The sequence below is a fragment of the Mycolicibacterium chitae genome, assembly GCF_900637205.1.
Classification (GTDB): Bacteria; Actinomycetota; Actinomycetes; order Mycobacteriales; family Mycobacteriaceae; genus Mycobacterium; species Mycobacterium chitae.
The window spans coordinates 144,055-157,085 of the sequence record NZ_LR134355.1 but is presented as its reverse complement, the minus strand read 5'-3'; the positions used below and the strand labels follow the sequence as shown (position 1 = coordinate 157,085).

The 13,031-nt window shown below is 68.2% G+C and carries 9 protein-coding genes; 6 read left to right on the top strand and 3 right to left on the bottom strand.

Going from position 1 to position 13,031, the window contains the following annotated elements; all coding sequences use genetic code 11:
• Positions 1-100: 100 nt before the first annotated feature.
• From EL338_RS00730 to EL338_RS00705, 6 genes are all read left to right on the top strand, one after another.
• The gene (locus EL338_RS00730) at positions 101-367 is read left to right on the top strand and encodes a hypothetical protein (protein WP_163791960.1); all 267 of its coding nucleotides are present in this window, start codon (positions 101-103) and stop codon (positions 365-367) included.
• 104 nt (positions 368-471) lie between these two features.
• Positions 472-1,350 carry a mesocentin gene (locus tag EL338_RS00725; RefSeq protein WP_126336599.1) on the top strand — a complete coding sequence of 293 codons (879 nt, stop codon included), beginning with the start codon at positions 472-474 and terminating at the stop codon, positions 1,348-1,350.
• Between the two features lie 74 nt (positions 1,351-1,424).
• Positions 1,425-2,228: a chymotrypsin family serine protease gene (locus tag EL338_RS00720; protein WP_235666325.1), complete on the top strand. Its 804-nt coding sequence runs from the start codon at positions 1,425-1,427 to the stop codon at positions 2,226-2,228.
• A gap of 190 nt (positions 2,229-2,418) precedes the next feature.
• On the top strand, positions 2,419-3,237 hold the full coding sequence (locus EL338_RS00715) for a helix-turn-helix transcriptional regulator (RefSeq protein ID WP_126336598.1): 819 nt from the start codon (positions 2,419-2,421) through the stop codon (positions 3,235-3,237).
• A gap of 115 nt (positions 3,238-3,352) precedes the next feature.
• The gene (locus EL338_RS00710) at positions 3,353-3,835 is read left to right on the top strand and encodes a hypothetical protein (protein ID WP_126331995.1); all 483 of its coding nucleotides are present in this window, start codon (positions 3,353-3,355) and stop codon (positions 3,833-3,835) included.
• Positions 3,836-3,865: 30 nt separating this feature from the next.
• A complete protein-coding gene (locus EL338_RS00705) occupies positions 3,866-4,744 on the top strand; it encodes an MBL fold metallo-hydrolase (RefSeq protein ID WP_126331994.1) in 879 nt (292 codons plus the stop codon).
• A 7-nt stretch (positions 4,745-4,751) separates the two neighbouring features.
• Here EL338_RS00705 and EL338_RS00700 read toward each other — a convergent pair whose 3' ends face one another.
• From EL338_RS00700 to pks13, 3 genes are all read right to left on the bottom strand, one after another.
• Complete coding sequence (locus EL338_RS00700; protein WP_126331993.1) at positions 4,752-5,735, bottom strand: DUF4331 family protein; 984 nt, start codon at positions 5,733-5,735, stop codon at positions 4,752-4,754.
• Between the two features lie 136 nt (positions 5,736-5,871).
• Positions 5,872-7,449, bottom strand: a complete 1,578-nt coding sequence (locus EL338_RS00695; RefSeq protein WP_126331992.1) for an acyl-CoA carboxylase subunit beta — start codon at positions 7,447-7,449, stop codon at positions 5,872-5,874.
• Between the two features lie 13 nt (positions 7,450-7,462).
• On the bottom strand, positions 7,463-12,952 hold the full coding sequence (pks13, locus tag EL338_RS00690) for a polyketide synthase Pks13 (protein WP_163791958.1): 5,490 nt from the start codon (positions 12,950-12,952) through the stop codon (positions 7,463-7,465).
• Between the last annotated feature and the right edge of the window lie 79 nt (positions 12,953-13,031).

Below are 13,031 nucleotides of genomic sequence, written 5' to 3'. Positions count from 1 at the left end.
TTTTCTGAAAGCTCAGTGTGTCCGGTTCCGGATACGGTGTCGCGTACACCTCTGGTCATCCGCCCAAAGGGCAATCTTGGCTGTCGGGAAGGCAGGGATAATGAGAATGTTGATCGCGGGGTTGGCGAGCGCCGGCCTGATGCTGGGTACCGCGGGTGTCGCTCTCGCCGACGACGTGGTCGTCTATGACGGCGAAACCGGAATCCCGTGGAGTTGGCCGACCGAGTCGGCGTGCATCTCAGACGGTCCGGACATGCACTTGGACAACGTAGGCGACGACAACTTCTACCGGTACTGGTACTGCCTCCAGCACGACGATGGACTGTGGTATCTGCACAACACCGACCAGCCGACCCACGAGGAATGATCTGTCCGACCGCTTGATTTCCCGGGCCGGCTGAGGCCGTTCGAAGTGCGGACAGCGCAGCGACATTCGCACCGCACCACGGCCTGGATTCAGAGAGGCAAGTGATGCACAGACTCGTAACGGTCCCCCTCGGATTCGCAGCGCTGGTGTTGATGTCGGCATGCGGCTCCGGATCCCCAGCCGGAGGTCCGCATGATTCGGCCAAACCGGGCGCGGTGCCGAAGCTGACCGCCAATGCGCAGTACTGCGCGCAGAATCGCGACCCGAAGTGCGCAACGGGCAGTTTCCACGGCACGAACGTCCACCTCGCGCCCTCCGACGGTTACTGGGATGCCAACGGCAAACCCGTCAATGGCGGGCCGATGGGAGCTAACGGGTCCACCGGCAACGACCTAACCCAGGAGTACTGCGCCCGCAACCAAGATCCCGGCTGCCCGGTGGGCAGCTATGTTGCCCCCGATGCCATCAAGAACCCGGATGGCAGCTCCACCTACGTCGTCTGCGAAGGCACCATCTGCACCAACCCCAACCACGGGGCAGCTAACTCGGGGGGCTTCTGGGATGCCAACGGTAACCCGATCGACGGCGGACCGATGGGCGCCGACGGGTCCACCGGTAACAACCGCACCCAGGAGTACTGCGCCCGCAACCAAGATCCCGGCTGCCCGGTGGGCAGCTATGTTGCCCCCGATGCCATCAAGAACCCGGATGGCAGTCCCGGTTACGTCGTCTGCGAAGGCACCATCTGCACCAACCCCAACCACGGGGCAGCAGACCCAGACAGCGGCGTCGACACCGCTGGTCCCGACGACGAGCCCGCAAATGACACGCCCACGCCCGACACCGACCCGGACGAGGGTTTTCCGGATGATGCGCCCACACCGGAAGCACCGGCGTTCCCCGAACCGTCAGATGATGGTGACGCCTGGGACCCGGGACCAATAGTCGACTCGGACGACGAGCCGAGCTTCGACGAACCGTGACCGAGGGAGTTCCCGCGCCCGGCTTCCCGGCACCGATGCCCGTGAAGCCGCGCCGACGGATACTGCGTCGCCTCGTGGCCAGTGGGGCAATCCTGGCGGCGGGGATCGCGGTGGCATTCGTCGCGTTGGTGTTCTGGCCGAATCCCACTGTGCCGGCTGATCAACCGAACATGTCGCAGGTGATGACCGGAACGAGCAACGATTGGTTGTCCTTCGATGACTTCGTTCCCGGCACGGCAATCGCTGCCGACGACGCCGACAACGACGAGTACGAGTGCACGCTCGGATTCCTCGGGCGTGATGGTTCAGATGCGGCGATCGGTTTCACCGCGGGCCACTGTGCCCGTCCGGGCGACGGTTCACCGCACTTCACCCGAACTGGCGATGAGGACGATGCCGTTGAGCTTGGCCGTTTCACGACGGTCCAGACCGCCCTCACGCCGGACAAGGTCGTGGAGACCGGTTCGGACGGGTGGTCGGACTTCGCGGTGATCGAAATCGACCCGGCGCTGGCTGAATCGGCGGAAGGAAACGCCAGGATCGCTGGGGTGTACCGGGTGACCAAGGTGCTCGATCACGAGTATCTGTTGAACAACAACGTGACTCTATGCAAGTTCGGATTCGTCAGCGGCGAAACCTGCGGCAAGGTTTCCGGACACGACCACCTCACTGTGGAAGCCGAATTGTATTCCGCCTCGGGAGATTCTGGCTCACCCGCGTACGTGAAACTCGGCAACGACGAAGTCGCCGCCGTCGGAATCTTGCGGGGCTCCCCCGAGGGAGAGGACAACTACACCGAGTTCTCCCTGCTCGCACCGATACTCGAAGCAACGGGCTCATCCATTTTCTGTGACGATCCGACGTGCCACGGAAACTGATGCTGCACGAATAGGCACCGTGCCCGGGCGGCCACCCCTGAACCCGGTCAGGTCACGTTTGGTATCGATGCTGTGCCCGACGTGCCGACGATAGGATGTCCCGGTGTTAGCAGAGCACGCTGACGGATCGGCTGCTGCCGGCCGGGGCCGCCCGAGTCCGGCGGTTCACTCGCTGGCGCCCCGCAGCGACATGCGCCTGAGCCTGGGCTCCGCGAAGACCGGGATCAACGTTCGATTCATCACCCATGCGTTGGCTGGACCGACCACCTGGTCCGTCTTTGGGCCGGAGCATGAGGTGCGGGTGTGGCGCCGCGGCACCGCGAACTCCAAGGAGGTCGTGTTCGACCGCGGACCCAACGGTCGGGTCGATCCGGGCGCGAGCAACGTGTGGGTCATCCCCGCCGAATCGAGGTCAGCTGCCGAGGCCCGGGAAGCGTTCTGCGAGTTCGCTGTGTTGACGTTGCCTCCAGCTCTGATCGGGGCCACCACCCTGCGCCCGGTCGCCGGCCGGCGAGACCCACTGCTGCTGAGCATGATCGAGCGGGTCGCCGGCACAGCCGGCCGAACCGACGTCGTGTCGCGGCTGCTGCGGGAGACTTTGACCGATGCTCTGCGCCTGCACATCCTCGACCTTTACGGTGAAGAGCCGGTCCGACGCCAAACCAGTCGGGTACTCGATCTGGCTGCGCAGCAGCGGCTACTGGACTATCTGCGCGACGGCCTCGACCACGAGATCGATCTCCGCACGCTGGCTGGAATCGCTGGTATGCCGGTGGCCGGGTTCCGTCGCGCGTTCGCGCATACCTTCAACACGACGCCCTACCAGTACGTGCTGGACCTGCGCATCGAGAAGGCCAAGACGATGCTGTCGACCACTACCTTGACGATTACTGAAATCGGCGCGGCAGCTGGGTTTTCCAGCCCGAGCCACTTTGCTACCACGTTCAAGCAACGGGTGGGGGTCACGCCCACGGCGTACCGCAACGAGCTTCGCTTCCCGACTAGGTGAACCAACCCATCGCCGGGTCCTAGGGGATCACCAAGATGTCGGTGGCCTAACGAATCTGTCGAGGTTCGGCGTCAACGGTCGCGCAAACTGGGGAAACGTGGTGGGGTGGACGTCGATGTCTGCATTCCGGTTCTCCCCCCGACTCGGTGCCGCCGCCGCGGGATGCGCTGCGCTGCTTGCCATCGGCGCGCCGACGGTCGCGGCCGCACCCGCCACCGACGCCCAGGGCTACGTCGATTCCACCGCGCGCTGCGCCGCGCCGAGCACCGTGGTGGAGTTCGGCAGCACGGACAAATCCCGAGTGGCCGTGTGCAAGTCGGCCAAGGGTGAGTACCAGTATCGGGGCGTGCGGCTGCGCGACGGCGCCAAGATGATTCTGCCCGCCAAGCTCGCCGATGACGGCGCGTTCATCGCCGAGAACTACGGCATCGAGTACACCGTGGCGGCGAAGTCGTTGATCATCAGCGAGGGCGACCGGGTGCTCCGGGAGGAGCCGTGGACCGACTTCCACACGGCCGGTGCGGCCGCCAGTGCACCGACCACCGCGGCGCCGCCGAGCGACCCGCTGCCCGCCGAGGTGGGCGGAAGTAGCAACTAGTTCGGTGGCCCACACCGTACGGTCGAGGACATGAACGGCCGCATCAAACTGGGCAGAGCCATGCTGACCCGCGTCGTCGAGCATCAGTTCGACGCCGGCACCGTGCTATTTCCCGCCACCCCCAATGAGGCCTGGTCTGCCAACGCCGACCTGCTGGTGCCCGACTTCTACGATCCGCAGACTGCGCTGCTGCGCCTGGCCATCCAGACCTGGATCGTCGAGGTAGACGGCCTGACCGTGCTGATCGACACCGGCATCGGCAACGACCGCGACCGGCCCCACCTGCCCACGCTGTCACATCTGTCCAGCGACTTCCCGGCCGCATTGGAGCGGGCCGGCGTCGACCCGGCCGACGTCGACGTCGTCGTCAACACCCATTTGCACACCGATCACGTGGGCTGGAACACGACGCAGGTCGACGGAGCCTGGGTGCCGACGTTCCCCAACGCGCGCTACCTGATGCACGACGCCGACCACCGCCATTTCGGACCGGACGGCCCCGGCCACGACGACGGTGCGCGCCTGCTGTTCGCCGACAGCATCGACCCGGTGGCCCACCAGATCCAGCTCTGGGACGACAATTACCAGATCAGCGAATCACTGTGGCTGCGAACGGCTTCCGGGCACACGCCGGGTTCTTCGGTGGTGTGGCTGGACGCCGGGGTGCCCGCGGTCTTCGTTGGCGATCTGACCCACTGTCCCGTCCAGATCCCGCGGCCCGGCGACGTGTGCGCCTTCGACGTCGACCCCGAGGAGGCCGTCGTCACCCGCAGACGGATCTTCACCGAGGCCGCGCGGCGGCGGGCCGCCGTCGTCCCCACGCACTATCCCGGGCGCGGCGGTGCCCGGATCGTCGCGCGCGGCGACCGGTTCCGGGTGGACGACTGGCTGGACCTCGACCCGATCTGAGCCGGATCTAGTGCGGCGGACCCAGGTACGGGAATTCGTCGAGGGTGTCGGTATGCGGCGTCAACCCCGGGGCCTGGCTCTCGCCCTTGGTCAGGAAATTCAACCGGTAGTCGATGACGTCATCGGTGAAGGTGCGGCCGTTGGGGTACTTCGCCGGCCGCGACGGACGGTAGGTCAGCATGTCGGGCAGGGTGCCCTCGCGGTCGATGGCCGCGATCGCCTCGGCGCGGTTGTAACCACCGGTTTCGCCCATCCGCGCGATGAACAGGCCGATCCAGCGGGCCCGGTCCTGGATCGGGTTGGTGGCGTAGTAGGCCGCGCGGGTCTCGTCGTCGGTGAGGAAGCCGCGGATCGCGGGGTGCCCTACCCGGTCGATGTGCTTCCACTCGCCGTCCTCGCGGATGGTGCAGCGACCCCACACCCGAATGTCCGGTTCGGCGCCGATGGCACTGGTCGGCATCTCGACGGCCATCGCGATGACGTTGGTGGTGGCGTTGGAATCCACTCCGGTCCAAGGCCTTTCGGGGTTCCCCTGGGTGCCGGCGATGCCGAGCAGGTTCTTGACGCCCTCGACGTCGCAGAACAGCGGATCGCTGCGGATCCCGCAGAACACCGTGAAACTGCCGGACCGCAGCACCTTGGCCTCCGGTCCGCGGCACAACTCGACGCCGGAGAACAGCCGCGAGCCGACCGCCTGGGGTTCCTCGGCGTCACGGTCGACGGCGAGGTAGAGATCGAAAGTCTGCACCCCGTCCTTCGGTTCGGCGAAGACGAAGCTGAATGCGATGTCAGTGCGCAGGTCGCCGTCGTTGTCGACGTTGATCCGGTAGATCGCGTCGGGGTGCAACGACTCGCCGTTGGTGTTGGCGGTCAGGATCAGCACCGTGTTGGCGGGATCGGACGGCGACGGAAACACGTACAGGTCGCGCAGATCGAGCCGTTGATCGCCCCGGGGCGGGTTCACACTGAGCCCGATGTATTGGTCGGCCATAACCTCAATCCAACCTTCTCAGCCGCGCGAAGGTGCGCAAACTACGGGATCGGCGCGGCGTGTCGGCCGCGGACGCGCACCCTCGCGGGGGGAGACCCCAGCTCGCGGAGGGGACCCCAGCACGCAAGCGGGGCATTTAGATGGGGAGCAGACCGTGCTTGCGCTGCACGCGGCCCTGGATCTGCTTGTCCCGCAGCAACTGCAGCGACTTGCGCAGCAGCAGCCGGGTCTCGTGCGGCTCGATGACGCCGTCGATGTAGCCGCGCTCGGCCGCGATCCACGGCACCGCCATGCCCTGGTTGTAACCCTCGATGAACTCCTTGCGGATCTGCTGCACCTCGGGGGCGGTGGGATCCGGGAACCGCTTGACCAGCAGCTGCGCGGCACCCTCGGCGCCGATCACCGCGATGCGCGCCGTCGGCCAGGCGAAGTTCAGATCCGCCGAGAGCTGCTTGGAGCCCATCACCGCGTGCGCGCCGCCGTAGGACTTGCGGATGGTGAACGTCACCTTGGGCACGTCGGCCTCGACGACGGCGTTGAGGAACCGGCCGCCGCGCTTGATGATGCCGTTCTTCTCCTGCTCCACCCCCGGCATGAAGCCCGGGGTGTCCACGACGAACACCAGCGGCAGGTTGTAGGAGTCGCAGAACCGGACGAACCGCGCGGCCTTGTCGGAGGCCTCGTTGTCGATGGCGCCGGACATGTGCATCGGCTGGTTGGCGATCACGCCGACGGGACGCCCGTCGACCCGCGCGAACGCGGTGATCATCGCCGGCCCGCCCTGCTCGGCGACCTGGAACACGTCGCCGTCGTCGAACATCCGCAGCAGGATTTCCATCATGTCGTAGGCCATGTTGTCCGAGTCCGGAACGATGCTGTCCAGCTCGAGGTCGTGCGGCGTGATCTCGGGTTCCAGCCCCGGGTTGATGGTCGGCGGATCGTCAAAGGTGTTGGCGGGCAGGAACTGCAGGTAATCGCGGACGTACTGGTAGGCCGCCGCCTCGGACTCCACCACCTGATGGATGTTGCCGTAGCGGGCCTGCGCGTCGGCGCCGCCGAGTTCGTCGAGGCTGACGTCCTCGCCGGTGACGTCCTTGATGACGTCGGGGCCGGTGACGAACATGTAGCCCTGATCGCGCACGGCGACCACCAGGTCGGTCTGGATCGGCGAGTACACCGCACCGCCGGCGCACTTGCCGAAGATCAGCGAGATCTCGGGCACCAGGCCGCGCAGCAACTCGTGGCGCCGGCCCAGCTCGGCGTACCACGCCAGCGACGTCGCGGTGTCCTGGATGCGGGCGCCGGCCGAGTCGTTGATGCCGATGATCGGGCAGCCGACCATGGCCACCCACTCCATCAGCCGGGCCACCTTGCGGCCGAACATCTCGCCGACCGACCCCTGGAACACCGTCTGGTCGTGGGAGAACACCCCGACCGGGCGGCCGTTGATCGTGCCGTGCCCGGTCACCACGCCGTCACCGAAGAAGGCGTTGGGGTCCCCGGGGGTCTTGGCCAGCGCGCCGATCTCCAGGAAGGTGCCCGGGTCCAGCAGCGCGTGGATGCGCGCGCGGGCGCTCGGGATACCCTTCTTGTCGCGGCGGGCCCGGGCCTTCTCGTCGCCGGGATCCTTGGCGAGCTCGAGCTTCTCCCTGAGTTCCGCGAGCTTCTCGGCCGACGTCGCCGTCGACGGCTGCGGGGCAGATTCTGCGGTCACGTCGCCTGCTTCCTCACTTGTCCTGCTGGGCCTGGATCGCGGTGATCGCCTGGCTCATATGTGCCCCGACCTTAGCGATGTAGGGCTCGTCGATGGCCTGAATGTGCTCGCCGCCGATGGGTACCACCTCGAGATCCTTGACGTACTCCCCCCAGCCGCCGTCGGGCTTGCGGGTCGCGTAGGCGGGCTCGAAGACAATCGCGTCGTCGTGGTAGCGGTCGGCCAGATACAGCGTGACGTGGCCGTCATAGGGCTGGACCTCGATGGTGGCCAAGGCACGCTGATCCAGGTACGACGTGCGCTGATGCTCGATGATGCCGCCCGGGATCTGCACCCCGCTTTCCTTGATCGCATCCAGGACGAACTTCACCTGGCCCTCGTCGTCGAGCTGCTCCAGCTCCTCGTACGGGATCTCGGGGATCTCGACGTTGAACGTGCGCTGGGCGAACAGGGCGTAGCGATCCCACCGGGCCCGCATACCCTCCTTGCTCTGGTCGATCGGCTCTCCCGGCAGCGCGAGGTCGATCAGGCCGACGAACTCGACGTCGGCGCCGGCCCGCTCGAGGCCGATGGCGCACGCATAGGCCAGCGCACCGCCCAGCGACCAGCCGGCCAGGATGAACGGGCCCTGGTGCAGCTCCATCAGCTTGGGCACGTACTCGGCGGCCCGCTCCTCGATGGCGCCTTCGACGCGTTCGATGCCGTACACCGGGGTGTCCGCCGGCAGCCGCTTCATCAGCGGCTCGTAGACCACCGTCGATCCGCCGGCGGGGTGGAAGACGAACAGCGGAACGGCCGAGCTGCCCTCCTTCGGCGCCCGCAGGGTGCGGACGAACCCGTCGACCACGCCCTCCTCGAGCTGCTCGCGGACCACGGTCGCGAGTTCCTCGATGGTCGTGGCCGACCTGACGTCCTCGACGCTGATGGCGCCCTCGGCGCGCTCGGTCAGCCGCTCGGCCAGCTTGGCCGCGGTCTCGTCGTCCAGGGCGGGCAGCTCGTTGAAGATGCCGCCCGGGGACTTCTTGGTGACGATCGCCCAGGTGGCGAAGGTGACGCGCTCCGCGGCGTCGCGGGGAGGCACGTCGGCGCCGAGCGCCTCGGTGACCGCCTCCTGCGTGAGCACCTTGGCGGCGGCGGCCGCGGCGGTGGCCTTGCCCGGCCCACTCGGATCCGACGGCGGGGGCGGGGGCGGCACCGCACCCGGGCCGGCCGGGTCTGTCGGCGGCGGCGGGATGGTCGCGGCGGTCTCGGCGGCCTTGGCGTTGAGCTCGTCGGCCTCGGCGGGGGCCTGGGCCTGCACCTCGGTCGGGGCCGCACCGTCGGCCTGGGCCTGCACCTCGGCCAGCCGCTCCTCGATCTCGGCGGCCGTGCTCGCCCCGCCCAGCAGCTCGGCCTGCGCCTTGGCGAACTCCTCGGGGCTCGCGGTCTGCTGGAACTCGTGCAGCTGGGCCACCTCGTCGCGGTTCTCGATCGCGTAGATGATCAGCTGCTCGACGTTGTACAGGTTCGCGTCGCGCACGGCCTGCAGCTGGATCGGCGGCAGGTCGAAGTCGTACTCGACGCGGTTCTTGATGCGCACCGCCATCAGCGAATCCAGCCCCAGCTCGATCAGAGGGACCTCGCGGGGCAGATCCTCGGGCTCATAACCCATGGCGCCGCCGACGATCGCGGCCAACCGGTCGCCGACGCTCTCGCCGGAGTCCGGGCTCCACTTGGCGAAGCCCGCGCCCAGGTTCGCGCCCTGGGTCAGGTTGTCGCTGAGGATCTCGGCCTCGACGACGTCGCCGAGTCCGCCGGCGAGTTGCGGCTGCTCGACCTGCCCGGGCGCCAGTTCGGTGCCCGCCGGCTGCGCGACGACGGCGCCCGCGGCAGCCGCGGCCGGCAGCGTGCCGGCCTGACCGGCGCGGCTGACGACCGCGTCGTAGACCAGCGTGAAGGACTCGCCGATGCGCGCGTGCACCTGCACCGTGGCGCCGCCGGGGTGCCGGGTCAGGGTGGTGACCAGGCGGGAGCCCTCGGCCGGGATGGCGCGCTGCTCGGCGGCGGTCAACGTGGCGTCCGGGAGCACCTGCGCGGCAGCGGCTTTCACCAGGCCGGCCAGATCGGCCGCACCCTTCGGCGCGAACTCCCAGATGTGCCGCCCGTCCGGGGTGGCGACATGGTTGCCCGGCATGATCAGCGAGCTGTCACCGGTGAAGCGCGCCTCGAGCCAGTGCGGCTTGCGGCGGAACCGGGTCGGGGGGATGTTCGCGTAGTCGATCGCCGGATCCACCGGACGCTCCGACGGGAGCGGGAACAGCGTGCGGAAGTCCAGATCGTGGCCGTGGACGAACAGGTTCGCCATCGCCACGGTCATCGAGTCGACCTCGTCCTGCTTGCGCGCCAGCGTCGGGATCAGCTGGGCGTCGTGCAGCCCGGCCGCTGCGGTGGTCAGGCCGACCTGCATGAGCGCCACCGGATTCGGCGCCAACTCCAGGAACGTGGTGTGGCCGTTGTCGACGGCATTGCGGACGCCGTGGGTGAAGTAGACGCTGTGCCGCAGCCCCTTCTTCCAGTACTCGACATCGTGGATCGGCTCGGCGCCGGCCCGGATCAACTGCCCCTCGTGCACGGTGGAGAAGTACGCGGTCTGCAGCGGCTGCGGCTCGATGCCGACCAGCTCGGCGGCCAGCTCACCGAGCAGCGGATCCATCTGCTGGGTGTGGCTGGCGCCCTTGGTCTGGAACTTGCGGGCGAACTTCCCCTCCGACTCGGCGCGCGCGATGATCGCGTCCACCTGTTCGGGCGGGCCGCCGATGACGGTCTGGGTCGGCGCCGCGTAGACGCACACCTCGAGGTCCGGGAAGTCGGAGAACACCGTCTTGATCTCGTCGGCGGAGTACTCCACCAGCGCCATCAGCCGGATGTACTCGCCGAACAGCATCGCCTCGCCCTCGCCCATCAGGTGCGAACGCGAACAGATGGTGCGGGTCGCATCGGCCAGGCTCAGTCCGCCGGAGAAGTAGGCCGCGGCCGCCTCGCCCAGCGATTGCCCGACCAGCGCAGTGGGTTTCGCGCCGTGGTGCTTGAGCAGCTCGCCGAGCGCCACCTGGATGGCGAAGATGACCACCTGCGTGGTCTCGATGCCGTAGTCCTGCGAGTCGTCGAGGATGAGCTCGACGACCGAGTACCCCAGCTCGTCCTGCACCAGGGCGTCGACCTTGTCGATCCACGCGGCGAAGGTCTCGTTGCGCAGGTACAGACTCTTGCCCATCTTGCGGTGCTGGGCACCGAAGCCGGCCAGCACCCAGACCGGGCCGTTGGTCACCGGGCCGTCGGCCGCGAGCACCAGCGGGCTCTGCTTGCCGTCGGCCAGGGCGCGCAGCCCCTTGATCGCCTCGTCGTGGTCGTGGGCCAGGATCACCGCGCGGGAGCGGCCGTGGTTGCGCCGCGACAGGGAGCGGCCGATGGCCTCCAGCGGGGTGGCCCGCCCCTCTTCGCTGTCCAGCCAGTCGGCGAGCTCGGTGGCCGTCGCCCGCTTGCGCGAGGTCAGGAATGCCGAGACAGCCAGCGGGACAATGGGTTTGATGGGTTCGTCGGCCTCGGCGGCGGCCAGCTCCTCGCGGGCCACCTCCAGCAGGCGCAGCGCCTCGTCGGTCAACCCCGGCAGTTCGTGGTCGTCGTCGGTGTCGCGGCCGTAGAACGCGTCGTCGCCGAGGTTCGAGTCGTCGTCGGAGATGAACTCGCCGTACTCGTCCATCCGGACCCCACCGACATACACCGCGTCGGCGTCGGAGTCGGCGGGCTTGTCCGGCTGAGCCTCCGGAACCGGTTCGGGTTCCACCAGATCCGAGGGCAGCACCTCGCGGACCACGACGTGCGCGTTGGCGCCGCCGAAACCGAAGCCGGAGACGCCGGCGATCTTGTGTCCGCTGTAGCGGGGCCACTCGGTGACGGTGTCGGCGACCTTGAGCCGTTCCTTGTCGAAGTCGATGTAGGGGTTGGGCCCGGCGTAGTTGATCGACGGCGGGATCTTGTCGTGGTAGATCGACAGCGCCATCTTCGCCATGCTGGCCGCGCCGGCTGCCGACTCCAGGTGTCCCACATTGGATTTCACCGCACCCAGCAGCGCCGGCTGATCCGCGGGGCGGCCCTTGCCGACGACCCGGCCCAGCGCGTCGGCCTCGATCGGGTCACCCAGGATGGTGCCGGTGCCGTGCGCCTCGATGTAGTCGACGGTGCGCGGGTCGACGCCGGCGTCCTTGTAGGCCTTGCGCAGCACCTCGGCCTGCGCGTCGGGGTTCGGCGCCAGCAGGCCGTTGGAGCGGCCGTCGTGGTTGACCGCGCTGCCGGCGATGACCGCCAGGATCTCGTCGCCGTCGCGGCGCGCGTCGGCGACCCGCTTGAGCACCAGCATGCCCGCACCCTCGGACCGGGCGTAGCCGTCGGCGTCGGCGGAGAAGGACTTGATCCGGCCGTCCGGCGCCAGCACGCCGCCCACCTCGTCGAACCCGATGGTCACCAGCGGGGTGATCATCGCGTTGACGCCGCCGGCGACCACCACGTCGGCTTCCTTGGCGCGCAACGCCTTCACGCCCTCGTGGATGGCGACCAGCGAACTCGAGCAGGCGGTGTCGATGGTCATCGACGGGCCGCGGAAGTCATAGAAGTAGGACACCCGGTTGGCGATGATCGAACTGGTCGTACCGGTGATCGCGTAGGGATGCGCGGTGGTCGGATCGGCGACCGACAGGAAGCTGTAGTCGTTGTTGGAGCTGCCGACGAACACCCCGACCGGCCCGCCGCGCAGGCTCGAGGCCGGAATCCGGGAGTGCTCCAACGCTTCCCAGGTGAGCTCGAGCGCCATCCGCTGCTGCGGATCGATGTTGTCGGCCTCCATCTTCGACAGCGCGAAGAACTCGGCGTCGAAACCCTTGATGTCGGACAGGTAGCCGCCGCGGGTGCGCGCGCGGGCGACCCGCTCGGCGATGCGCGGCTCGGACAGGAACTCCTCCCACCGGCCCTCGGGCAGGTCGGTGATGGCGTCGCGGCCCTCGAGCAGGCCGCGCCACAACTCCTCGGGGGTGTTCATGTCGCCGGGCAGCCGGGTGGCCACCCCGATGATCGCGATGTCGGCGGTATCCGGATCGATCTCGGCGGGCCGCGACCAGTCCTCGTCGTCGCCGGCGCCGGCCTCGTCCTCGGGTTCGCCCTCGACGATCACCTGCGCGAGCGCCTCGATGGTCGGGTGCCGGAACGCCACGGTGGCGGTCAGCGTCGTGCCGGTCAGGTCCTCGATGTCGGAGGCCATGGCCACCGCGTCGCGCGAGGAGAGCCCGAGTTCGACCATGGGGGCCGACTCGTTGATGGTCTCCGGCGACTGCCCGGTGGCCTTGGCGACCCAGTTCCGCAGCCAGGTCCGCATCTCGGGCACGGACATGTCCGTGCGCGCGGGGACGGCGGCGGCCGGATCCTCGAGGTGGTCGGGATCCGACTGGTTGGGATTTGCGTTGTCTTCAGACATCGAAGGCCTCACATCTTCTATCGGCGGAGAGTCTCCCCGGCGGATGCGTCCCAGCTCAGCTCGCGTTCTGGTTCGCCTC